Source organism: Pseudomonas sp. KCJK9058, assembly GCF_046230975.1.
Taxonomy (GTDB): domain Bacteria; phylum Pseudomonadota; class Gammaproteobacteria; order Pseudomonadales; family Pseudomonadaceae; genus Aquipseudomonas; species Aquipseudomonas alloputida.
The window spans coordinates 90,689-113,380 of sequence record NZ_JBJJLR010000007.1; the positions used below are offsets into that span (position 1 = coordinate 90,689).

Here is a 22,692-nt window from a genome sequence, read left to right on the forward strand (position 1 = left end):
TTCACTCACTTATGCAACAGCTCAGCCGCAGCTGGGCAGGTTCTTTTCCTGACGTTTGGCTTCCCCCCAAAGGGCATCCAGCTCGTCAAGGTCACAATCTTCAATGGGGCGGCCACTGTCGCGCAATGCCTGTTCGATAAAACGGAAACGTCGCTCGAACTTGCGATTGGCGCGGCGCAGCGCATGCTCTGGGTCTTGCTTGAGGTGGCGGGCCAGGTTGACCGCAGCAAACAGCAAGTCGCCGACTTCATCTTCCAGCGCATCGGCGTCGCCGTCGGCCATGGCCTGCAGCACTTCATCCAGCTCTTCGCGGACCTTGTCCAGCACCGGCAACGCCGCCGGCCAGTCGAAACCGACCGTGGCCGCACGTTTTTGCAGTTTGGCTGCCCGCGACAGCGCCGGCAAGGTTGCCGGCACGTCATCAAGCAGCGACAGCTGTTCGGGCTGGCTCTTCTCCGCGCGCTCTTCGGCCTTGATTTCTTCCCAGCGCGACTTGACCTGGGCTTCGCTCAGGCTGGGCGTATCCACCGGCGCGTACAGCTCGCCAGTGGGGAATACGTGCGGGTGGCGGCGGATGAGCTTGCGGGTGATGCTGTCGACCACGCCATCGAACTCGAAACGCCCTTCTTCGCGGGCCAGCTGGCTGTAGTAGACCACCTGGAAAAGCAAATCGCCCAGCTCGCCTTGCAAGTGCTCGAAATCGCCGCGCTCAATGGTGTCAGCGACCTCGTAGGCCTCTTCGATAGTGTGTGGGACGATGCTGGCGTAGTTCTGCTTCAGGTCCCACGGGCAGCCGTACTGCGGGTCGCGCAGGCGGGCCATGAGATGCAGCAGGTCGTCAAGGGTGTAGGTCATACAGGCAGGTCCTTCGGTGGTGGCTTCTTCGCGGGCTTGCCCGCTCCCACAGGTACGGTGCAGATTTCGAAACCTGCATCCATCCTGTGGGAGCGGGCAAGCCCGCGAAGCAGACGCCCCGGTCTCAAGGGGTACGATTACGCCGCGTCTCGATGATGTTCGGCAACTGCGAGATCCGCCCCAGCAGGCGCCCCAGCGCGTCCAGGCCTGGAATCTCGATGGTCAGCGACATCAGCGCGGTGTTGTCTTCCTTGTTCGAACGGGTATTCACCGCCAGCACGTTGATCTTCTCGTTCAGCAGCACCTGCGACACATCGCGCAGCAGGCCCGGGCGGTCGTAGGCACGGATGACGATGTCGACCGGGTAGGTCTGCACCGGGATCGGCCCCCAGCTCACCTGGATCATGCGCTCTGGCTCCTTGCCCGCCAGCTGCAGTACCGAGGCGCAGTCCTGGCGATGAATGCTCACGCCACGGCCCTGGGTGATGTAACCGACAATGGCATCGCCCGGTAGCGGCTGGCAGCAGCCGGCCATCTGTGTCAACAGGTTGCCGACACCCTGGATCTGAATGTCGCCACGCTTGCCGGTACGCGGCCCGGTAGGCTTGCGCGGCACCAGCTCGATCTGCTCGATACGCTCAGGCTCCAGCAACTGCTGGGCAGCGTTGACCAGATGAGCCAGGCGCAGGTCGCCAGCACCGAGCGAGGCAAACATGTCCTCGGCGGTCTTGACGTTGGTCTTCTCGGCCAGCCGCTCGAAATCAACCTGCGGCAGGCCCAGACGACTGAGCTCGCGCTCAAGCAAGGTCTTGCCGGCAGCAACGTTCTGGTCGCGGGCCTGCAATTTGAACCAGTGGACGATCTTGGCCCGCGCCCGCGAGGTGGTCACGTAGCCCAGGTTGGAGTTCAACCAGTCACGGCTAGGGTTGCCGTGCTTGCTGGTGATGATCTCCACCTGCTCGCCAGTCTGCAGGCTGTAGTTCAGCGGCACGATACGGCCGTTGATCTTCGCGCCGCGGCAGTTGTGGCCGATCTCGGTGTGCACGCGGTAGGCAAAGTCCAGTGGCGTGGCGCCTTTGGGCAGGTCGATGGCGTGGCCGTCGGGGGTGAACACATAGACCCGGTCAGGCTCGATGTCGACCCGCAACTGCTCGGCCAGGCCACCGATGTCGCCCAGCTCTTCGTGCCATTCCAGCACCTGGCGCAACCAGGAAATCTTTTCTTCGTAGTGGTTGGAGCTGGGCTTGACGTCGGTGCCCTTGTAGCGCCAGTGGGCGCATACCCCAAGTTCGGCCTCTTCGTGCATGCCGTGGGTACGGATCTGCACCTCCAGCACCTTGCCCTCGGGGCCGATTACCGCAGTGTGCAACGAGCGGTAGCCGTTCTCCTTGGGGTTGGCGATGTAGTCGTCGAACTCCTTGGGAATATGCCGCCACAAGGTGTGCACGATGCCCAGCGCGGTGTAGCAGTCGCGGATTTCCGGCACCAGCACGCGCACCGCACGCACGTCGTAGATCTGGCTGAACTCCAGGCCTTTGCGCTGCATTTTGCGCCAGATCGAATAGATATGTTTCGCCCGACCGCTGATGTCGGCATTTACGCCAGTGGCGAGCAACTCGTTCTGCAACTGGTTCATCACGTCGCTGATGAAGCGCTCGCGGTCCAGCCGCCGCTCATGCAACAGCTTGGCGATCTGCTTGTACTGGTCGGGCTCCAGGTAGCGGAAGGACAGGTCTTCCAGCTCCCACTTGATGTGACCGATACCCAGGCGGTGCGCGAGCGGCGCGTAGATGTCGAACACTTCACGCGCGACACGCAGGCGTTTCTCGTCATCGGCGGACTTGACCGCCCGGATTGCGCACGTGCGTTCGGCCAGCTTGATCAGCGCCACGCGCACGTCGTCAACCATGGCCACCAGCATCTTGCGCAGGTTCTCGACCTGCGCCTGCGAGCCCAGCACCAGCGACTGTCGTGGGCTGAGGCTGGCACTGATGGCGGCCATGCGCAGCACGCCGTCGATCAGCTTGGACACCACCGGGCCAAAACGCTGGCTGACCTCGGCGAGGGTGACCTTACCCTCGCGCACCGAGCGGTAGATGACCGCAGCCACCAGAGAGTCCTGGTCGAGCTTGAGGTCAGCAAGAATTTCGGCGATTTCCAGGCCTGCCTGGAAGCTGGACGTACCATCCGCCCAGGAATGCTTGGCCGGGTTGCCCTTTTTCTCTACCTCAAGAGCAAACTCGCAGGCTTCTTTCAGCGCTGCGCGATCCAGTGCCGAATCGACGCTTACCACATGGTCCAACCATGCTTCGAGATTGATACTGCCGTCGGTGTTGACCGGCTGGTGCACTCTCACCTGTACCATCTTTGTTTTACCTTTCCATGCAGCACACCATACGGGTGTGCTGGCGATCACCGTGCGGCCGCCATTCCGTGGCAACCGCACCAAGGGGCCAGTCAGCTAGCCCGCTTCGAATAACGCCATGGCCTCGACATGCGCCGTCTGAGGAAACATGTCGAGAATCCCGGCCCTTTTTAACCGGTACCCCTGGCCGACCAGCACTTGGGCGTCTCTCGCCAGCGTGGCCGGGTTGCACGATACGTAGACCAGCCTTCTGGCCTTGAGGCGGGCGATGCCTTGCACCACCTCGAAAGCACCGTCGCGCGGTGGATCCAAGAGTACCGCAGAAAAGCCCTCGGCGGCCCATCCGGTGCCTGCCAAAGGCTGCGATAAATCGGCCTGAAAAAACCGTGCGTTATGCACATTGTTGTTCCGGGCATTGGCCGCGGCCCGATCGACCATGGCCTGTACACCTTCCACTGCCACCACCTCACGCGCCTGGCGGGCCAGCGGCAGGGCAAAGTTGCCCAGACCGCAGAACAAGTCCAGCACACGCTCGTCGGCTTGTGGCGCGAGCCAGGCCAGGGCCTGCTCGATCATCGCCGTATTGACCTGGGCATTCACCTGCACGAAATCGCCCGGGCGCCAGGCCAGCTCCAGCTGCCAAGGTGCCAGGGCAAAGCCCAACTGCGCCGCTGGGTCCACGGGCGCCGGCTCACCTTCGCCTTGCAGCCACAGCTGGGCGTTGGCCTGCTCGCAGAACGCTTGCAACCTGGCCTGGTCCTCAGCCGGCAACGGCGCGACGTGGCGCACCAGAACCGCCTCGGCGGTGCCACTGAACAGCTCTACATGGCCCAGCGCCTGCGGCTTGCTCAACGAACGCAGCACCGTCGGCAAGTGGCGCAAAATGGACTGCAAGGGTTGTACCAGCACTGCACAATCGTCGATGGCAATGATGTCCTGGCTGGCTTCGGCGCGGAAACCCACCTCCAGCTGACGCGCCTTGACGTCCCAGCGCACGGCCACACGGGCGCGGCGCCGGTAGCCGAATTCCGGCCCGCTCAGGGGGGCAGCCCACGCCTCGGGTTGCACGCCGGCCACCCGCTGCAACTGCTCGGCGAGGGTGCGCTGCTTCAGCGCCAGTTGCGCGTCGTGCGGCAGGTGCTGCAGGTTGCAGCCACCGCAGCGGTCGTAGTAGCGACATGGCGCCTCACGGCGCTCGGGCGCGGCCTGCAGCAACCGCTCCAGGCGTGCCTCGACCACTTTGCCACGGGCGTTGAGCACCCGCGCCTCCACGGCCTCACCGGCCAAGGCGCCGCTGACGAACCAGGTACGCCCGTCGAGGAAGGCAATGCCACGGCCGTCACCGGCCAGGCGCTCGATGTCCAGGCGCTGCTTCTTGCCCACTGGGACCTGGGGGGTGCGATTGCCGCCGGCCGGCTGGAAGCGCAGGCCGCTGTTGCTTTTTTTCTTGGACATTTAGCGTGGATCAAACAGGCCAGTGGACAGATAACGGTCGCCGCGGTCGCAAATGATCGCAACCATGACCGCATTTTCCACTTCGCGGGACAGGCGCAACATGGCCGCGACCGCACCACCAGAAGACACGCCGCAGAAAATGCCCTCTTCACGCGCAAGGCGACGGGTGGTGTCTTCGGCTTCCTGCTGCGACATGTCGACCACGCGGTCGACGCGGGTGGCGTCGAAGATTTTCGGCAGGTATTCCTCGGGCCAACGGCGAATCCCCGGAATAGCCGAGCCTTCCATCGGTTGCAGGCCGATGATCTGCACCGCGGGGTTCTGTTCCTTGAGGTACTGCGAGCAGCCCATGATGGTACCGGTGGTCCCCATGGAGCTGACGAAATGGGTAATGGTGCCCTGGGTCTGCTGCCAGATCTCCGGGCCGGTGCTGTTGTAGTGGGCGATCGGGTTGTCGCCGTTGGCGAACTGGTCGAGCACCAGGCCACGGCCTTCGGCCTGCAGCTTCTCGGCCAGGTCACGGGCGCCTTCCATCCCCTCCTCCTTGGTCACCAGGATCAGCTCGGCGCCATAGGCCGTCATGGCGGCCTTGCGCTCGGCGGTGGAGTTGTCGGGCATGATCAGAATCATCTTGTAGCCCTTGATCGCCGCCGCCATCGCCAGGGCGATGCCGGTGTTGCCGGAGGTGGCTTCGATCAGGGTATCGCCTGGCTTGATCTGGCCGCGCAGTTCGGCGCGAGCGATCATCGACAGTGCCGGGCGGTCTTTCACCGAGCCGGCAGGATTGTTACCTTCGAGCTTGAGCAGGAGGGTATTGCTGGTTTCGCCAGCGATGCGCTGCAGGCGAACCAGTGGCGTATTGCCGACGCAATCGGCGATGGTTGGGTACTGCACGGTCATGGCGTATTTCGCAATCCGGACGGCGGGGGTGCCTATCATACCGGCAAACCCTTCGCGGCCATATCACGCAATCTGTAGTGCATATAGCTACAAGCTATAACGGTGTGACATGTGCTGGCCGCTTCGCGGGTAAACCCGTTCCTACGGGGATTCGCTAGCCTGCAGGAGCGGGTTTACCCGCGAAGCGGCCGGCACATGCAACGGCAACCTCATCCACAAGCGCAACCCGCGTTTGCCATTCTGCGCCCACAAGGTGCCGCCCTGGCGCTGGATGGCACTGCGGGCGATGCTCAGCCCCAGGCCGAAGCCACCATCCCCGGGCCGCGAACCGTCCAACCGCGAGAACGGCGCGAAGATCCGTTCCAGGTCCTCTTCAGCGACACCGCCACCCTCATCCTCAAGCCACAGCCACCAATAGCTGCCCTCACGCTGCCCACCCAACCGCACCACACCCTCGGCCGGCGAGTGGCGAATGGCATTGCGCAAGATGTTCTCCAGCGCCTGAGCCAGGTGGTTGAGGTTGCCCTGCACCCAGCAGTCGGCCGGTACTTCGCAGCGCAGTTGCGCAGGCGACCAGCCGCTCTCGTAGCTGGCATTTTCGGCCAGCAACTCCCACAAGGCGTGGACCTCGATCGGCTCAAGGTTCATCGGCGCACGCTCGGCGTCCTGCCAGGCCAGTTGCAGGGTGTCTTCGACCAGTTGCTGCATGCAGTCCACTTCACGGATCAGGCGATCACGCAAACGCTGCAGGTCGGTTTCACCATCGCAGGCCACCCGCAACCGGCTCAGCGGCGTACGCATTTCGTGGGACAGGTCGCGCAGCAACTGCTGCTGCATAGCCACCGTGCCTTGCAGCCGCTCGGCCATCTGGTCAAAGGCACGCGCCAGTTCGCCCAGCTCGTCATGCCGGGCGATGGTGCGCGAGTCCAGGCGGGCCGACAGCTGATCGGCCCGCCAGGCATTGGCCTGCTCGCGAAGGTGATTCAGCGGCACGATCAACATGCGGTACAGGCCCACACACAACAGCAAGGTGAACAGCCCCGGAATGATGCCGTTGGTGACAATGCGCCACAGCAAGCGGTGCTGGCCCGGATTGAAGCGCTGCGGCAGTTCGATCACCAGCATGCCCTGCTCCGGCGCCCCCGGGAACGGTATGCGCACCCACGGCTGGTCGACACTGCGCCGACTCATCGGCCAATCGACACCGCGCAGGCGTGTCAGACGCTGCATGATCTGTGGGTTGAGGGAGGCGCTGTCGAGCGGGCGCAGGTTAATGTCGAGCACGCCGACCCAGCCCCGTTCGCGCTGATGCATGGCCGCCACCCACTGGTCCAACCCTTCCCGCCCGCCGCTGCGCCAGGCCTGCTCAGCTTCGGCGGCATAACCCCGCAGGGTCTGCCGTGCCGACTCCGAGAGGAAGGCATTCTGGGTTTCCATGTGTCGGCCCCAGGTATAACTGAGGCCGATCATCAGCAGGCAGAAGCCCACCAGCAAGATGGTCAGCTTCCAGAACAGCGAATGGCGGTCGAGCATGGTTCACTCCGCCTCGCTGGCACTGAGCACGTAACCCTTGCCCCACACGGTGCGGATCTGCCGTTCGTGATAACCGATACCCTTGAGCTTGCGACGGATCTGGCTGACGTGCATGTCCAGGCTGCGGTCATGCCGTGAATAGCCGCGCTGCAACACGTGCTGGTACAGGAACGGCTTGCTGAGGACTTCGTCGAGGTTGCGGTTGAGGATGTCCAGCAGGCGGTATTCGCTGGGGGTCAGACCTGCCAGACGGCTATTCAGGCGCACGTCACACAGCCCCTCATCGAACTGCAGCTCGCCGCAGCCGGCTTGCTCCAGCGGGCCCTGATGCCGCCGCTCCAGGGCCACGCGGCGCAGAATCGCCTCGATGCGCACCTGCAACTCGGCCATGCTGAATGGCTTGGGCAGGTAATCGTCGGCGCCGCGCTGAAAGCCGCTGATACGATCCGCCTCGGCCCCCAGCGCCGACATCATGATTACCGGTGTAGCGCTGTGCCTGCGCAACTGCGCCAAGGCGTCCAGCCCATCAAGCCCGGGCAGCAGGATGTCCATGAGCACAACATCGAAAGCCTGGCGGCCAGCCGTTTCCAGGCCCTCCAGGCCATTGCGGCACCAGGTGACCTGGCAGCCGCCACGCTGCAGCTCTTCCTGCAGATAGGCGCCAAGCACCGGGTCGTCCTCGATGGCAAGGATGTGGGTGTTGTAAATAGATACAGGATTCATTGGCAACTGCCATGCATTCTCAATTACGTGATTATTGAGCATTCGCCACCTGCCAGGCAACCGCACTGCGACCAATGCCCCGGCAACGGCGCATAACACGTACTAAAGAGATGCAATGGTGCGGCAGGCGGAGTAACTTCGCGGCTTGGCCGTTACCACTTGACGGCATCCAGGCACATCAGAGGAGGCGAGTGTGCTCGATCGCTTGGGAATCCGCAGCCGGGTACTGCTGCTGGCACTGCTACCGGCCGGCTTGATGGCCCTGGTGCTGGGTAGCTATTTCACCTGGCTGCAACAGAACGACCTGCGCACCCAGCTGCTGCAGCGCGGCAAGATGATCGCCGAACAACTGGCGCCCCTGGCCGCACCCGCCATGGCCCGGCTCGCGCCTGCGCAACTGGAGCGAATTGCCGCACAAACCCTGGAGCAGGCCGATGTGCGCGCAGTGGCGTTTCTGGCCCCGGACCGCACGCGCCTGGCCCACGCCGGCCCGAGCATGCTCAACCTGCCGCCCAGCGGCGGTACCGGCACCCAACTCCTGCAGCGCAGTGGCAACGACGCCACCCGCTACCTGATGCCCGTGTTCGGCCACCACCGCGACCTGGCCACCGACGCCGTGCCGGCCGAAGCCGAGCGCCTGCTGGGCTGGGTAGAGATCGAGCTGTCGCACGACGGCACGCTGCTGCGCGGCTACCGCAACCTGTTTACCAGCCTGTTGCTGATCCTCGCCTGCCTGGCACTCAGCGGCCTGTTGGCGCTGCGCATGAGCCGCACCATCAACGACCCCATCGAACGCATCAAGCACGCGGTCAATCAACTCAAGGACGGCCACCTCGAAGAACGCCTGCCGACCATGGGCAGCCATGAGCTGGACGAACTGGCCCACGGCATCAACCGCATGGCCGAAACCCTGCAAAACGCCCACGAAGAACTGCAACACAGCATCGACCAGGCCACCGAAGACGTGCGCCAGAACCTGGAAACCATCGAAATCCAGAACATCGAGCTGGACATGGCGCGCAAAGAGGCACTTGAGGCCAGCCGCATCAAGTCGGAGTTCCTGGCCAACATGAGCCACGAAATCCGCACCCCGCTCAATGGCATCCTCGGCTTTACCCACCTGCTGCAAAAAAGCGAGATGACACCGCGCCAGCTCGACTACCTGAACACCATCGAGAAGTCTGCTGACAACCTGCTGGGAATCATCAACGAGATCCTCGATTTCTCCAAGATCGAAGCCGGCAAGCTGGTGCTCGACAGCATACCGTTCAACCTGCGGGACCTGATCCAGGACACCCTGACCATCCTCGCTCCGGCCGCCCACGCCAAGCAGCTGGAATTGCTGAGCCTGATCTACCGCGACACGCCTGCTTCGCTGGTAGGCGACCCGTTGCGGCTCAAGCAGATCCTCACCAACCTGGTCAGCAACGCCATCAAGTTCACCCGCGAAGGCACCATCGTCGTGCGCGCCATGCTGGAAGACGAGCACGAAGACTGCGCGCAGTTGCGCATCAGCGTGCAGGACACCGGCATCGGCCTGTCACCACAGGATGTGCGCACACTGTTCCAGGCCTTCAGCCAGGCTGACAACTCACTGGCCCGCCAGCCCGGTGGCACCGGTCTCGGGCTGGTGATTTCCAAGCGCCTGATCGAACAGATGGGCGGCGAGATCGGTGTCGACAGTACCCCGGGCGAAGGTTCGCAGTTCTGGATCAGCCTCAACCTGCCCAAGGCTCATGACGATGCCGAAGCGCTGCCACCGCAGCCATTGCTGGGCCGCCGTGCCGCCATTGTCGATGGCCACGAACTGGCGCGCCAGGCACTGGAGCACCAGCTGGAAGACTGCGGCCTCAGCGTGAGCCTGTTCGCCTCCTACGACCAGTTGCTGCAGGGGGTGCAGGCCGCCAGCCAGGCCGGCCTGCCCTTCGAGTTCGCGGTGCTCGGGGCCAACCTGGGTAACCTGTCGCCCGAGCAACTGGGCCATTATCATCAGCAGCTCGAGCGTTACCACTGCCAATGCGTGGTGCTGTGCCCGACCACCGAGCAGGCGCTGTACCACCCGTACCTGCCCAACGGCCATGGCCAGTTGCTGTCCAAGCCGACCTGCACCCGCAAGCTGCGTCGCCTCTTGCTGGAGCTGGTACAACCTCGCCGTCCGCTGGCCGAAGGGAGCAACGCCAACGGCCAGCGACGCCCGAAAATACTCTGCGTCGACGACAATGCCGCCAACCTGCTGCTGGTAAAAACCCTGCTCGAAGACTTGGGTGCCGAGGTACTGGCCGTCAACAATGGTTATGCGGCGGTACAGGCCGTGCAGGAGGAGTTGTTCGACCTGGTGCTGATGGATGTGCAGATGCCCGGCATGGACGGCCGCGCCTGTACTGAACAGATCCGCCTATGGGAAAACACCCAGAGCGGCAACCCGCTGCCGATCGTCGCCCTCACTGCCCATGCCATGGCCAATGAAAAGCGCGCGTTGTTGCACAGCGGCATGGACGACTACCTGACCAAACCCATCAGCGAACGGCAACTGGCCCAGGTGGTGATGAAGTGGACCGGCCTGAGCCTGGGCACACCGCAGCAGGCGCAGGCCGAGCTACTGACCAATGGCGACGAACTGAAGGTACTCGACCCCGAAGAGGGCCTGCGCCTGGCCGCTGGCAAGGCAGATCTGGCCGCTGACATGCTGAGCATGCTGCTGGCCTCCCTGGATACGGACCGCGAAGCCATACGCGCCGCCCGCGAAGCCGACGACCGCAATGGCCTGATCGAGCAAGTACACCGTCTGAACGGCGCCTCACGCTATTGTGGCGTACCGCAGTTACGGGCAGCGTGCCAACGCAGCGAGACCTTGCTGAAGCAGGACAATCCGCAGGCGCAGCAGGCCCTGGATGAACTGGACAGCGCGATCAGCCGGCTGTCGGCACAGGCCAGATTGAGCGCTTGAGTGGCTCTGGGCCACGCTGGGTATGCCTTGACAGACAGCGACCCAACCAAGACATGCATTGCAAAGGAGTTCCACCATGCGCGCCCTGTTGTTCAGCAGCCAGCACTACGATCAGGAAAGCTTCACCAAGGCTGTCAGCGGCACCACCCTGGAGCTGCATTTCCAGCCCGCCCGCCTGACCCTCGACACCGCCGCCCTGGCAGAGGGCTTTGAGGTGGTCTGCGCCTTCATCAATGACGAACTCGACGCGCCGGTGCTGCAGCGCCTGGCCACTGCGGGCACGCGGTTGATCGCCCTGCGCTCGGCCGGCTACAACCACGTCGACCTGGCCGCCGCCCAGCGCTTGGGCCTGGCCGTGGTGCGGGTGCCGGCCTACTCGCCACACGCCGTTGCCGAGCACGCCGTGGCGCTCATCCTGGCACTCAACCGGCGCCTGCATCGGGCCTACAACCGCACCCGCGAAGGTGACTTCACCCTGCACGGGCTGACCGGCTTCGACCTGCACGGCAAAACCGTCGGGGTGGTCGGTACCGGCCAGATCGGGGCCGCCTTCGCTCGCATCATGGCCGGTTTCGGCTGCCAGCTGCTGGCGTACGACCCCTACCCCAACCCAGAGCTGCTGGCCCTTGGCGCCCGCTACATGCCCCTGCCCGAGCTGTTGCGCGAAGCCCGCATCATCAGCCTGCACTGCCCGCTGACCGAGCACACTCGCCACCTGGTCAACGCGCAAAGCCTGGCCCAGTTGCAGCCCGGCGCCATGCTGATCAACACCGGTCGTGGTGCGCTGGTCGACACCCCGGCGCTGATCGACGCACTGAAAAGCGGCCAGCTTGGCTACCTGGGCCTGGACGTCTACGAGGAAGAAGCCCAACTGTTCTTCGAGGACCGCTCCGACCTGCCCTTGCAAGACGATGTGCTGGCTCGGCTGCTGACCTTCCCCAACGTGATCATCACCGCTCACCAGGCTTTCCTCACCCGCGAGGCGCTGGATGCCATTGCCGCGACCACACTGGACAACATCAACCGCTGGGCGGCAGGCAATCCACAGAACCTGGTGATGGGTTAATGCTAGGATACGCGGCATTTCTGGAGGACCCATGGTCGAACACGATTTTCGCTACACCCTTTTCAACCCGCAACACACCCTGATCGAGTGCCGCGCTTTGGTGCCGGGCCGCTACCAGGTCACGGGCAACGGCGGTTCGATGCAAAAAGGCGATAGCCTGCTGGTCACGCTCAAGGGCAGCAAGGATTTGTCCATGCGCCTGACCGTGGAAAGCGTGCGCCACCTGATCAACCCACGCGGCCAGTGGGTGGCCGTGGCGAGCGGCCCGGTATTCAACGAGCTGGAAATCCTCACCTGGCAGGTCGAGTGCGATCGCTGCGATGCGGTGCTGGGCTTCGAGTTCGCAGTAGACGCCAAGCTCGGCAAGGCAGCTCGTCAACCGGCTGCCAGCGCCCGTATCGCAGCGCTGGGCTGGGCCAGCCGTGGCGAAAAACACCTGTGTCCGCGTTGCCAGGAGAGCGCCGAGTGAAGAATCTGCTGACCGGCGTGCTGATTGCAACCGGCCTGCTCGGCTGCGCCACTGAACCTTCCAGGCTGCAGCAGGAACGCAGCTACGTGCTGGAGTGGATTGGCGAACGACCACTGATCGACTACAGCCACCTGACCTTGACCCTGGCCAGCGACGGCCGTGCCTATGGCAACGGCGGCTGCAACCACTGGTTTGCGCCTTACACGCTCGATGGCGAGCACCTGAGCTTCGGCAAGGTCGGCAAGACCCGCAAGCTGTGTGCACCCGCGCTGATGGAACAGGAAAAACGCTTCCTGCAGGCGCTGGAAACGGTAGAGCGTTGGGATGTGTCACCGGTGGAGCAGATGCGCTTCTGGCCGGCCGAAGGCAAGCCGCTGCGCTTCTGGCCTGAGGAAGGCTGAGGATTGCCGGGGCCGCTTTGCGGCCCTTCGCGGGCGCGCCCGCTCCCACAGTTTGTCGCGTCCCCCCTGTGGGAGCGGGCGTGCCCGCGAAGGGCCGCGAAAGCGGCCCCGAATGCATCAGGCGCCTTTCAGGGCCTTGATCTTGGCCTGCAACCCTTCAAGGGTCTGCTCGCCCATCAACTGCTCACGCACCTTGCCCTTGTCGTCGATGATGTAGGTCACCGGCAAGGCCTCGCTACGCGGCAGGTCATAGCGCTCGGCCGGGTCCTGGGCGAGCACGGTGAAACCGATACCCAGGGTTTCGGCAGCCTGCTTCAGGTCCTGCCCCTGCAAACCGTCGAAGTTCACCCCCACCACCTTGATGCCCTCAGCCGCCCATTGCTTGGCCGCCGCATTCAGTTCCGGGATTTCGGTACGGCACGGTCCGCACCATTCAGCCCAGTAGTTGAGCACCAGCCAGTGCCCTTCGATCTGTTCGGCCTTAACCGTATTACCGTGTTGGTCCACGCCGTAATCGGCACCGCAACCACCGAGCAACAGGCTCGCGGTGATGGCCAGTACTGCTGCCAGACGCCTTGCCATGGGTCAATCCTTCTCGAGTTTTAAAGCAAATTGGTCAGTCGCTGCGGTTAGAATAGCCGCCACACCCAGCTGGATGCGACCCGACATGACTGATCTCACGCTCTATCATAACCCGCGCTGCTCGAAATCCCGCGGCGCCCTGGAACTGCTCGAAGCCCGCGGCTTGGCCCCGACCATCGTGCGCTACCTGGAAACTCCGCCCGACGCGGTCACCCTCAAGGCCCTGCTCGGCAAGCTGGGCATCGCCCCGCGTCAATTGCTGCGCAGCGGCGAGGACGAATACAAAACGCTGAACCTGGCCGACCCGGCACTGACCGACGCGCAACTGATCGAGGCCATGGCCCAGCACCCCAAACTGATCGAGCGGCCGATCCTAGTTGCCGGTGACAAGGCCGTGGTCGGTCGCCCGCCGGAAAAGGTGCTGGAGATCCTGCCGTGAGCGCGCCCTACATCCTGGTGCTGTATTACAGCCGCCATGGCGCGACCAGCGAAATGGCCCGGCACATCGCCCGCGGTATCGAGCTGGCCGGCATGGAGGCACGCCTGCGTACGGTGCCAGCGATTTCCACCGAATGCGAAGCGGTGGCCCCGGATATTCCGGCCAGTGGCGCGCTGTACGCCACCCTTGACGACCTGCGCCACTGCGCTGGCCTGGTACTGGGCAGCCCGACCCGGTTCGGCAACATGGCAGCGCCACTCAAGTACTTCCTCGATGGCACCAGCAGCCTTTGGCTAGGCGGTGAGCTGGTCGGCAAACCGGCTGGCGTGTTCACCTCCACCGCCAGCCTGCACGGCGGCCAGGAAACCACCCTGCTGTCGATGATGCTGCCGCTGATGCACCACGGCATGCTGGTGATGGGCCTGCCCTACAGCGAGTCGGCACTGCTCGAGACCCGTGGCGGCGGCACGCCTTATGGCGCCAGCCACCACGCAGGCGCCGATGGCAAGCGCGAACTCGACCCGCACGAAATCGCCCTGTGCCGTGCCCTGGGCCAACGCCTGGCGACCACGGCCAAGGCCCTGGAGGCGGCGCGTGGCTAGAAAGCCCAAGGCATTGCCGCCGATCCAATGGCTGGTACCCCGCCTGCGCCTGACGCGGGCATTGAGCCTGGCATGCTTCTTCGGCCTGATCGCCCTGCTGGTGGTGAACAACCTGTGGTTCGCCAACCTGCATGGGGCCCGGGTCGAGGTGATCCTGGCGATCGAACTGGTGCCGTTGCTGTTGCTGTTGCCCGGCATGCTGAAAGGCAGCGCCCGGGCGCATGCCTGGACCTGCTTCGTGGTGAATATCTATTTCATCAAGGGCGTGCTGGCAGCGTTCGACCCGTCGCGGGCGGTATTCGGCTGGCTTGAAGTGCTGGTGAGCCTGGGGCTGTTCATTGCCGGGCTACTGTACGTGCGCTGGAAGTTCCAGCATGAACGGCGCATGGCAGGCGAAGGCAGTTAGATTTTTCGCGAGCACGCCCGCTCCCACAGGTACTGCACAGGCCTTAAGTGCGGTGCGATTCCTGTGGGAGCGGGCGTGCCCGCGAATGGGAGCAACACAAGGCTCAATGGTTGACGGTATGCGCCAGCATCACCGACAACTGGCACAGCGGCCGCCCGCTCTCTGCATGCCACTGGTTGAACGCCTGCTGCACCAGAGCCAGGTCGCGCTGGCTGGTCGGCTGCTTGTCGATCACCTTCTGCGCAATCAACGCCGCTGCCATGTCATCGGTCGGGATGAACGTGTCCTTGCCGACCATGCGCAAGAACCGTGGTGCCGACAACCCGCCCAACTGGTTGCCGTGCTTGGCCAGGTACTTCCACAAGCCGACAATGTCGGTCACTGGCCAGTCGGCGATGAACGCACCAAAACTGCCATGCGCCTTGGCGATGTCCAGCACCATTTGCGCATTGCGCGGCACGCTCTTGAGCTTGCCCAGGTGGCGGATAATGCGCTCATCCTGCATCAACCGCTCCAGATGCTCGGCGCCCATCAGCACCACTTTCTCCGGGTCGAAGCCGAAGAACACCTGCTCGAACGCCGGCCACTTGGCATCCACCAGGCTGTGCTTGAGCCCCGCACGGAACACGCGCAGGGCCAGTGTCGACAGGTAGCGGTCGTCACTGATGTTGCGCAGTTGCGCCGGCGTGCGCGGCTGCGGCAGGAAAGCCTCCAGCGCCTGGGCCGAACCAAAGCGGTTCAGGCAGTACTCATGCAACCACTGGTAATCACGCATGGGCTCAGATGTTCAGCACGTCGAGGAAGCGCGGGGTAGCGTTTTCGTCGATCTTCAGGCTGGTGAAGTCAAACAGGTTCCGGTCGGCCAACTGCGACGGTGCCACGTTCTGCAAGGCACGGAAGATGCTCTCGGTACGTCCCGGGTGCTTGCGTTCCCACTCCACCAGCATGTCCTTGACCACCTGGCGCTGCAGGTTTTCCTGCGAGCCGCACAGGTTGCACGGGATGATCGGGAATGCCTTCATGTCCGAGTAGGCCTGGATGTCCTTCTCGCTGCAGTAGGCCAGCGGGCGGATCACCACGTTGCGGCCATCGTCGGCGCGCAGCTTCGGCGGCATGCCCTTGAGCGCGCCGTTGAAGAACATGTTGAGGAAGAAGGTTTCGACGATGTCGTCGCGGTGGTGCCCCAGCGCCATCTTGGTAGCGCCGATTTCGTCGGCAAAGGTGTACAGGGTACCGCGGCGCAGGCGCGAACACAGCGAGCAGGTGGTCTTGCCTTCGGGTACCAGTTCCTTTACCACCGAGTAGGTATCCTTCTCGACGATGTGGTACTCGACCCCCAGTTCCTTGAGGTAAGCCGGCAATACGTGCTCAGGGAAGCCCGGCTGTTTCTGGTCCATGTTCACCGCAACGATCTCGAACGTGATCGGTGCCACCTTCTGCAGGTGCAACAGAACGTCGAGCATGGTGTAGCTGTCCTTGCCGCCGGACAGGCAGACCATGACCTTGTCGCCATCCTCGATCATGTTGTAGTCGGTGATGGCTTCGCCAGCGAGACGACGCAGGCGTTTTTGCAGTTTGTTCTGGTTGACCGAGAGGGTGCCCATAGCGCTTGGATCCGCGAGGTGTGACAAAAGCCGGCTATTTTACGCACAAACGCGACGCCGCTGTAGGCATTCCGATAAAGACTTCAATGTAATCAACAGCACGGCTTACAGCGCAATTTGCTCTAAAAAGCGCGGTTTATGTGGGTAACGGCTTCCTATACTGCGACATAAGGCCACATTACCGCTTGCATCGGTGTTAGGGCCTCGGGCCGCTTGCGCTCCATATTGGGGGGCGTTTGGCAACATTGAGAGGAGTGATCGGCATGATTCATCACGTTGTGGGGCTGTTTACCCATCCCGATCAGGAATGGCGGGAGATTCGTGGCGAAGAAGAAACCATCAGCCACATGTACCTGACGCACACCCTGATCCTCGCGGCGATTCCTGCCGTTTCGGCGTTTATCGGCACTACCCAGGTGGGCTGGGTGATCGGTGACCGGCCAGCAGTGATGCTGACCATGGAAAGCGCAATCTGGATGAGCATCATGTCCTACCTGGCCATGCTCGCCGGGGTGGCGGTAATGGGCGCATTCATCCACTGGATGGCCCGCACCTACGATGCCAACCCGTCCATGGCGCAATGCATCGCTTTTGCCACCTACACCGCTACCCCCTTGTTCATCGGTGGCCTGGCGGCGCTTTACCCGCACCTGTGGCTGGGCATGCTGATCGGCACTGCCGCCATCTGCTACACGGTGTACCTGCTGTATGTCGGCTTGCCGACGTTCATGAACATACCGTCGGATGAAGGCTTCCTGTTCTCCAGCTCGGTGCTGGCAGTGGGCTTGGTGGTACTGGTGGCAATCATGGCCGCTACCGTGATTATCTGGGGACTGGGCGTGGGGCCCGTCTACACCAACTAGAACAGACCGAACCAACACTGGGGCATCAACCAGGGGCCGCCGCAAGGCGGCCTCTGGCTGTGCACTGACCGGTGACTCGGCAAGCCATCTGCGCTTGCGGCATAATGCCTGGTCAGGAGAACCGCCCCGCCATGCCCGAGCAGCTCAAACAACGCGTCGAAACCTGTTACCAGCAAGCCGAAGCCTTTTTCAAACGCCGCTTCCCGCGCCCCGAAGTCAGCTTCAAACTGCGCGGGCAAAAAGCCGGCGTCGCCCACCTGCACGAGAATCTGCTGCGCTTCAACCTGCAGCTCTACCGCGAAAACCAGGAAGACTTCCTGCGCCAGACCGTGGCCCATGAAGTGGCACACCTGGTTGCCCACCAGCTGTTTGGCGACCGCATCCAGGCCCATGGTGAAGAGTGGCAGTTGATCATGCGAGGGGTGTATGAACTGCCGCCCAATCGTTGCCACAACTATGACGTGCAACGGCGCGCAGTGACCCGCTACATCTACCGCTGCCCGTGCCCGCAAAGCGACTTCCCGTTTACCGCGCAGCGGCACAAGCTGGTGCACCAAGGGCGGCGATACCTGTGCAAGCGGTGCCGGGAAATCTTGGTGTACAGCGGCGAGACGCGGGTCGAATAGATCGGGGGTCGATTGCACCGGCCCTTTCGCGGGCAAGCCCGCTCCTACGGGGTTCGTGTAATTCCCGGGACGTGCGCTGCACCCGTAGGAGCGGGTTTACCCGCGAAAGGGCCGGAACAGGCAATGCACACATCCCAGGCATAAGAAAGGCGACCCGAGAGTCGCCTTCCTGTACCCGCCTGCGCCTTACTTCTCGACGAAGGCACGCTCGATCAGGTAGTCACCCGGCTCGCGCATGCGCGGGGAGATCTTCAGGCCGAAGCTGTCCAGCACTTCGCTGGTCTCGTCGAGCATGCTCGGGCTGCCACAGATCATCGCGCGGTCGTCTTGCGGGTTGATCGGCGGCAGGCCGATGTCACTGAACAGCTTGCCGCTGCGCATCAGGTCGGTCAGACGGCCCTGGTTTTCGAACGGCTCGCGGGTCACGGTCGGGTAGTAGATCAGCTTGTCGCGAACCGACTCACCGAAGAACTCGTTCTGCGGCAGGTGCTCGGTGATGAACTCGCGGTAGGCCACTTCGTTCACGTAGCGCACGCCGTGCACCAGGATCACTTTTTCAAAGCGCTCGTAGGTTTCCGGGTCCTGGATGACGCTCATGAACGGCGCCAGGCCAGTGCCGGTGCTCAGCAGGTACAGGTGCTTGCCAGGATTCAGGTCGTCGAGCACCAGGGTGCCGGTAGGCTTCTTGCTGATGATGATCTCATCGCCTTCCTTCAGGTGCTGCAGCTGCGAGGTCAGCGGGCCATCCGGCACCTTGATGCTGAAGAATTCGAGGTGCTCTTCCCAGTTTGGCGAAGCGATGGAGTAGGCACGCATGAGCGGACGGCCGTTGTCCTGCTGCAGGCCGATCATCACGAACTGACCGTTCTCGAAGCGCAGGCCCGGGTCGCGGGTGCACTTGAAGCTGAACAGGGTGTCGTTCCAGTGGTGCACACTGAGGACACGTTCGTGGTTCATGTTGCTCATCGATGGGGCTCCTGAAGAAAAACGCGCGCGCAAAGCGCACAGTTGCGCAATAGTTTAGGGGCAGCGACAATATCTGTTAACTGGATTATCAAGATATGTGTTATCGGTTATATCGATATGCGATTCACACTCCGTCAAATGCAAGTCTTCGTCGCCGTCGCCCAGCACCAAAGCGTCTCTCGGGCCGCCAGCCTGTTGGCGCTGTCGCAGTCGGCCGCCAGTACCTCTATCACGGAACTGGAGCGGCAATCGAGCTGCCAGCTGTTCGACCGTGCCGGCAAACGTCTGGCCCTCAATGCCCTGGGCCATCAATTGCTGCCACAAGCAGTAGCCCTGCTTGACCAGGCCAAGGAAATCGAAGACCTGCTCAACGGCAAATCCGGTTTCGGCTCACTGGCGGTCGGCGCCACCCTCACCATCGGCAACTACCTGGCCACCCTGCTGATCGGCAACTACATGCAGACACACCCGGAAAGCCAGGTAAAACTGCATGTTCAAAATACTGCGCATATCGTGCAACAGGTCGCGCACTACGAAATTGATCTGGGTCTAATCGAAGGTGACTGCAATCACCCCGACCTGGAAGTTCAGCCGTGGGTCGAGGACGAACTGGTGGTGTTCTGTGCGCCACAGCACCCACTGGCGAAACTGGGCCGCGCCGATATCGAAAGCCTTTCGCAAGAGGCGTGGATCCTGCGCGAACAAGGCTCAGGCACGCGCCTGACCTTCGACCAGGCCATGCGCCATCACCGCGCCAACCTTAATATTCGCCTGGAGCTGGAGCACACCGAAGCGATCAAGCGCGCGGTGGAGTCGGGCCTGGGCATCGGTTGCATTTCACGTCTGGCCCTGCGCGACGCCTTCCGCCGTGGCAGCCTGGTACCTGTGGAAACACCAGAGCTGGACCTGCTGCGCCAGTTCTACTTCATCTGGCACAAACAGAAGTACCAGACCTCGGCCATGCGTGAGTTTCTGGAGCTATGCCGCAGCTTCACTGCAGGCTTTACCCGCAGTGACGAGATCGTGCTGCCGCCGATCGCTTAAAGCAGAATCACTCCCCACACCAGCGCCACCATGGTCAGTGCCACCAACTGTGCGGCGCTGCCCATGTCCTTGGCATTTTTCGACAGCGGGTGGCGCTCCAGCGAAATGCGATCGATGGCCGCCTCCACCGCCGAGTTGAACAGCTCGACGATCAGCCCCAACAGGCAAACGGCGATCATGATTGCCCGCTCGGCGCGGCTGACGGGCAGCCAGAAGGCGATCGGGATCAGCACCACGTTGAGCAGCACCAGCTGGCGGAATGCGGCTTCGCCCTTGAAGGCGGCACGCAGACCGTCCAGCGAGTAACCAGCGGCGTTGAAGATGCGTTTGAGGCCGGTCTGGCCTTTGAATGGCGATGTCATGTGAGTCACTTCACAGCAGAAAGGCCAGCAGACTAGACCGGCTCGGGTCAAAAAAGCGTGAAGCCATGCGCAGTCAGTTGCTGGCGACCGATTCAAGTTGTTGCAGCAGCAATGCAGCCTGGGTCCGGGTACGCACGCCCAGCTTGCGGAAGATCGCGGTCACGTGGGCCTTGATGGTCGCTTCCGACACGCTCAGCTCATAGGCGATCTGCTTGTTCAGCAAGCCTTCGCAGACCATGGTCAGTACGCGGAACTGCTGTGGCGTGAGGCTGGCCAAGCCTTCGCTGGCGGCCTTGGCCTCGGCCGAAACATCGACCTTTTCGAACGCCTGCGGCGGCCACCAGACCTCGCCATCAAGCACCTTGCGTACCGCATCCTGGATCACTTCCAGGGTGCTGGACTTGGGAATGAAACCACTGGCGCCAAACTCGCGGGACTTGACCACCACGGCGGCCTCTTCCTGTGCCGAAACCATCACCACGGGGATCTGCGGGTACTGCCCGCGGAGCAGCACCAGACCGGAAAAACCGTAGGCACCCGGCATGTTCAAGTCCAGCAGCACCAGGTCCCAGTCGGCTTTTTCGCTCAGGCGGGTTTCCAGTTCGGCAATGCTCGCGACTTCGACCAGACGCACATCGGGGCCAAGCCCGAGGGTAACGGCCTGGCGCAAGGCGCCACGGAACAGTGGGTGGTCATCGGCAATCAGGATTTCGTATGTGGCCATCGATCTAAGGATCCTGTTCTGTGCCAGGCACTCGAGTGGAAGGGAAGCGCCCGGCGGGGAATCGGCGCCAAGGATGCCGAGCACGGTCAAGGGAGATCAAGCCAATCGCCCTGCCGTCTCGCCCACCCTGGCTGCCAGCTCCGTCATTATGAACCAAAGCAGGGGTTGTGCCCCTTGGACTATAGGAAGGTATGCAAACGCTGGTGGGTGTCGTCCTGCTCGTCAAGCGGTAGCCGCCGTTTGCCGCTCAGGTAATGCAGGCTGAACACATCAAGGTAAGCATCCAGCGCCTGCGAAGCCTGGCTATCGCCAGCAAGGTCCAGGCACATGGCCGCAACTTCTGCCGTACAGAAATGATCATCGCGCTTGGAGCGCCGCAGGCGGTAGCGCGACATCTGCTCGGCTTGCAGGCTCAACACCGGGAAGCGGTCCAGGTACGGGCTTTTGCGGAACATCTTGCGCGCTTCGGTCCAGGTGGCATCCAGCAGGATGAACAGTGGACGCTTGCCCGGCTCGCGCACCACCTCGCTGACCACCCGCTCCTGGGCAACGAACTCGCCCGGAAAAACGATATAGGGCTGCCAGCGCGGGTCATCGAGCAAGGCCAGCAGGCGCTCGTCAACCGCGGTGCGCAACCAGCCGAAGGCCCAGGTGTCTTCAATCAGGTCGGCAATCAACCAGCCGGTGTTGGTGGGTTTCAGCGGCTCGGTGTCGTGCATCAGCAGGCACACACCTGCGTCAGCCTGCACCCTAGGCTTCCAGGCACACAGGCAATGGGTGGCGATGACCCGGCAATCCGGGCAACGCTCGGCACGCGAGCCACGGGCGATGAAAGGCTTGTTGCTGCGGGCCAGGCGTTCGGCGCGCAGACGCGCTACCGCATGGCTCATGCCGGCAGGCCTCTGGACAGATTGAAAATGGGCACAAGGATGACTCGGAGAAAACAAGGCGGCCAGTCTACCAGAACAGGTGGCAATTGCTGTGCAGCCAGCAAAGCGCTCCTTATAATCGGACTCCTACCGTGCCGGTCCTCGCCACGCGCAATTTTACGGAACGCCGTTGACCCGCGCATGTCAAAGCGCCAGTCATCGAACCAGGAGAGATTCATGCTGCGCCTTATCGCCCCCGCCCTGAGCCTGCTGCTCGCCCTGCCTCTGGCAGCCCAGGCGGCATCCAAGCAGGATTACGACCTGAACACCCTGCTGCAGAAGGTCGCCAAAGAGAGCAGCGTCGGCACGCCACGCGCAATCAACGAGGACATCCTCGATCAGGGTTACACCGTTGAAGGCAAGGCGCTGGTCAACCACCTGAGCGTACGCCAGAGCCACGCAGCGCGCATGCAGGCCAACCCTGAGCAGGTGCGTAGCCAGCTCGGCGACAGCGTGTGCCGCAACAACGGCTTCCGCAACCTGATGTCCAAGGGCGCCGTCATGGTCTACCGCTTCACGGTCTACAAGACAAACCAGCCAGTCATGGACCAGGCCTTCGACAACGCCAGCTGCCTGGCCGGCAACAAGAAGAAGTAAGCACAGCGTCAACGCTACGCTTTCTCGTCCTCATGAGCGCGCCAGCGCCCTTCAACGGCATCGGCGCGCATCTCCGCCAACAGCGCCTGCAAGTATCGCGACCGACACTCCAGCCCCGACAGCCTGCGGCGGCACTCGGCTTCAAGGCTCAGGTGATGCACCTGGGCCGCGTTCTCCAGCTGCTGGTAGAGCTGCCAGTCCACTTCGATGACCAAGCGATGCATACCGCCACCT

25 protein-coding genes are annotated in these 22,692 nt (G+C 62.9%); 11 read left to right on the forward strand and 14 right to left on the reverse strand.

What is annotated here, in order from left to right; all coding sequences use genetic code 11:
• Positions 1–21: 21 nt before the first annotated feature.
• The 6 genes from mazG to ACK59Z_RS06830 form a co-directional block, all read right to left on the reverse strand.
• A complete protein-coding gene (mazG, locus tag ACK59Z_RS06805; protein WP_003252422.1) occupies positions 22–855 on the reverse strand; it encodes a nucleoside triphosphate pyrophosphohydrolase in 834 nt (277 codons plus the stop codon).
• Positions 856–979: 124 nt separating this feature from the next.
• Positions 980–3,220, reverse strand: coding sequence for a GTP diphosphokinase (relA, locus tag ACK59Z_RS06810; protein WP_003252420.1), 2,241 nt, complete (start codon positions 3,218–3,220; stop codon positions 980–982).
• A gap of 96 nt (positions 3,221–3,316) precedes the next feature.
• Complete coding sequence (gene rlmD, locus ACK59Z_RS06815) at positions 3,317–4,675, reverse strand: 23S rRNA (uracil(1939)-C(5))-methyltransferase RlmD (protein WP_003252418.1); 1,359 nt, start codon at positions 4,673–4,675, stop codon at positions 3,317–3,319.
• Entirely contained in the window at positions 4,676–5,575 is a 900-nt protein-coding gene (gene cysM, locus ACK59Z_RS06820) for a cysteine synthase CysM (RefSeq protein ID WP_003252416.1), read from the reverse strand.
• A gap of 141 nt (positions 5,576–5,716) precedes the next feature.
• Positions 5,717–7,108 carry a cell wall metabolism sensor histidine kinase WalK gene (locus tag ACK59Z_RS06825; RefSeq protein WP_108191555.1) on the reverse strand — a complete coding sequence of 464 codons (1,392 nt, stop codon included), beginning with the start codon at positions 7,106–7,108 and terminating at the stop codon, positions 5,717–5,719.
• Between the two features lie 3 nt (positions 7,109–7,111).
• A complete protein-coding gene (locus tag ACK59Z_RS06830; RefSeq protein WP_004575336.1) occupies positions 7,112–7,831 on the reverse strand; it encodes a response regulator transcription factor in 720 nt (239 codons plus the stop codon).
• 193 nt (positions 7,832–8,024) lie between these two features.
• Here ACK59Z_RS06830 and ACK59Z_RS06835 point away from each other — a divergent pair, with 193 nt between their 5' ends.
• From ACK59Z_RS06835 to ACK59Z_RS06850, 4 genes are all read left to right on the forward strand, one after another.
• Positions 8,025–10,778 (forward strand): response regulator, encoded by a 2,754-nt coding sequence (locus ACK59Z_RS06835; protein WP_004575337.1) that lies wholly within the window; start codon positions 8,025–8,027, stop codon positions 10,776–10,778.
• 76 nt (positions 10,779–10,854) lie between these two features.
• Positions 10,855–11,844 (forward strand): 2-hydroxyacid dehydrogenase, encoded by a 990-nt coding sequence (locus ACK59Z_RS06840; protein ID WP_409292670.1) that lies wholly within the window; start codon positions 10,855–10,857, stop codon positions 11,842–11,844.
• Between the two features lie 31 nt (positions 11,845–11,875).
• Positions 11,876–12,313, forward strand: coding sequence for a hypothetical protein (locus tag ACK59Z_RS06845; protein ID WP_108191557.1), 438 nt, complete (start codon positions 11,876–11,878; stop codon positions 12,311–12,313).
• Positions 12,310–12,714: an META domain-containing protein gene (locus ACK59Z_RS06850; RefSeq protein WP_003252405.1), complete on the forward strand. Its 405-nt coding sequence runs from the start codon at positions 12,310–12,312 to the stop codon at positions 12,712–12,714. The genes ACK59Z_RS06845 and ACK59Z_RS06850 overlap by 4 nt, the downstream gene beginning before the upstream one ends.
• A gap of 117 nt (positions 12,715–12,831) precedes the next feature.
• Here the strand turns inward: ACK59Z_RS06850 and ACK59Z_RS06855 are convergent, their stop codons facing one another.
• Positions 12,832–13,296 (reverse strand): peroxiredoxin family protein, encoded by a 465-nt coding sequence (locus tag ACK59Z_RS06855; RefSeq protein WP_003252403.1) that lies wholly within the window; start codon positions 13,294–13,296, stop codon positions 12,832–12,834.
• An 85-nt stretch (positions 13,297–13,381) separates the two neighbouring features.
• Here ACK59Z_RS06855 and arsC point away from each other — a divergent pair, with 85 nt between their 5' ends.
• Genes arsC through ACK59Z_RS06870 form a run of 3 tightly spaced genes read left to right on the forward strand, consistent with a single transcriptional unit; the run spans position 13,382 to position 14,743 of the window.
• Positions 13,382–13,735 (forward strand): arsenate reductase (glutaredoxin), encoded by a 354-nt coding sequence (arsC, locus tag ACK59Z_RS06860; RefSeq protein ID WP_004575340.1) that lies wholly within the window; start codon positions 13,382–13,384, stop codon positions 13,733–13,735.
• Positions 13,732–14,337, forward strand: a complete 606-nt coding sequence (gene wrbA, locus ACK59Z_RS06865; RefSeq protein ID WP_003252400.1) for an NAD(P)H:quinone oxidoreductase — start codon at positions 13,732–13,734, stop codon at positions 14,335–14,337. The genes arsC and wrbA overlap by 4 nt, the downstream gene beginning before the upstream one ends.
• Positions 14,330–14,743: a DUF2069 domain-containing protein gene (locus ACK59Z_RS06870; protein WP_108191558.1), complete on the forward strand. Its 414-nt coding sequence runs from the start codon at positions 14,330–14,332 to the stop codon at positions 14,741–14,743. Before wrbA ends, ACK59Z_RS06870 begins: the two co-directional genes overlap by 8 nt.
• Before the next feature lie 103 nt (positions 14,744–14,846).
• On the opposite strand, the gene ACK59Z_RS06875 is transcribed toward ACK59Z_RS06870, so the two are convergent.
• Together ACK59Z_RS06875 and ttcA are read right to left on the reverse strand one after the other, a co-directional pair.
• A complete protein-coding gene (locus ACK59Z_RS06875; RefSeq protein ID WP_108191559.1) occupies positions 14,847–15,518 on the reverse strand; it encodes a DNA-3-methyladenine glycosylase I in 672 nt (223 codons plus the stop codon).
• Positions 15,519–15,522: 4 nt separating this feature from the next.
• Complete coding sequence (gene ttcA / locus ACK59Z_RS06880) at positions 15,523–16,347, reverse strand: tRNA 2-thiocytidine(32) synthetase TtcA (protein ID WP_012053468.1); 825 nt, start codon at positions 16,345–16,347, stop codon at positions 15,523–15,525.
• Positions 16,348–16,610: 263 nt separating this feature from the next.
• On the opposite strand from ttcA, the gene ACK59Z_RS06885 reads away from it, so the two are divergent.
• Positions 16,611–17,210, forward strand: a complete 600-nt coding sequence (locus ACK59Z_RS06885; RefSeq protein ID WP_003252385.1) for a Yip1 family protein — start codon at positions 16,611–16,613, stop codon at positions 17,208–17,210.
• 131 nt (positions 17,211–17,341) lie between these two features.
• Complete coding sequence (locus tag ACK59Z_RS06890) at positions 17,342–17,836, forward strand: SprT family zinc-dependent metalloprotease (protein ID WP_003252383.1); 495 nt, start codon at positions 17,342–17,344, stop codon at positions 17,834–17,836.
• Positions 17,837–18,022: 186 nt separating this feature from the next.
• On the opposite strand, the gene fpr is transcribed toward ACK59Z_RS06890, so the two are convergent.
• Positions 18,023–18,802: a ferredoxin-NADP reductase gene (fpr, locus tag ACK59Z_RS06895; protein WP_003252381.1), complete on the reverse strand. Its 780-nt coding sequence runs from the start codon at positions 18,800–18,802 to the stop codon at positions 18,023–18,025.
• A gap of 117 nt (positions 18,803–18,919) precedes the next feature.
• Between fpr and finR the strand changes: the two genes are divergently transcribed.
• A complete protein-coding gene (gene finR / locus ACK59Z_RS06900; RefSeq protein WP_004574844.1) occupies positions 18,920–19,846 on the forward strand; it encodes a LysR family transcriptional regulator FinR in 927 nt (308 codons plus the stop codon).
• Here the strand turns inward: finR and ACK59Z_RS06905 are convergent.
• The 3 genes from ACK59Z_RS06905 to ACK59Z_RS06915 all read right to left on the reverse strand — a co-directional run bounded on the left by ACK59Z_RS06905 (position 19,843) and on the right by ACK59Z_RS06915 (position 21,822).
• Entirely contained in the window at positions 19,843–20,208 is a 366-nt protein-coding gene (locus tag ACK59Z_RS06905) for a diacylglycerol kinase (RefSeq protein ID WP_003252377.1), read from the reverse strand. The two genes, finR and ACK59Z_RS06905, sit on opposite strands and share 4 nt — an antisense overlap.
• A gap of 73 nt (positions 20,209–20,281) precedes the next feature.
• Positions 20,282–20,932, reverse strand: coding sequence for a response regulator transcription factor ErdR (gene erdR / locus ACK59Z_RS06910; protein ID WP_003252375.1), 651 nt, complete (start codon positions 20,930–20,932; stop codon positions 20,282–20,284).
• Positions 20,933–21,111: 179 nt separating this feature from the next.
• The gene (locus ACK59Z_RS06915; RefSeq protein WP_004574842.1) at positions 21,112–21,822 is read right to left on the reverse strand and encodes a tRNA-uridine aminocarboxypropyltransferase; all 711 of its coding nucleotides are present in this window, start codon (positions 21,820–21,822) and stop codon (positions 21,112–21,114) included.
• Positions 21,823–22,038: 216 nt separating this feature from the next.
• Here ACK59Z_RS06915 and ACK59Z_RS06920 point away from each other — a divergent pair, with 216 nt between their 5' ends.
• Complete coding sequence (locus ACK59Z_RS06920) at positions 22,039–22,458, forward strand: quorum-sensing-regulated virulence factor family protein (RefSeq protein WP_012053469.1); 420 nt, start codon at positions 22,039–22,041, stop codon at positions 22,456–22,458.
• A gap of 14 nt (positions 22,459–22,472) precedes the next feature.
• Here ACK59Z_RS06920 and ACK59Z_RS06925 read toward each other — a convergent pair whose 3' ends face one another.
• Positions 22,473–22,682, reverse strand: a complete 210-nt coding sequence (locus tag ACK59Z_RS06925; RefSeq protein ID WP_012053470.1) for a hypothetical protein — start codon at positions 22,680–22,682, stop codon at positions 22,473–22,475.
• Between the last annotated feature and the right edge of the window lie 10 nt (positions 22,683–22,692).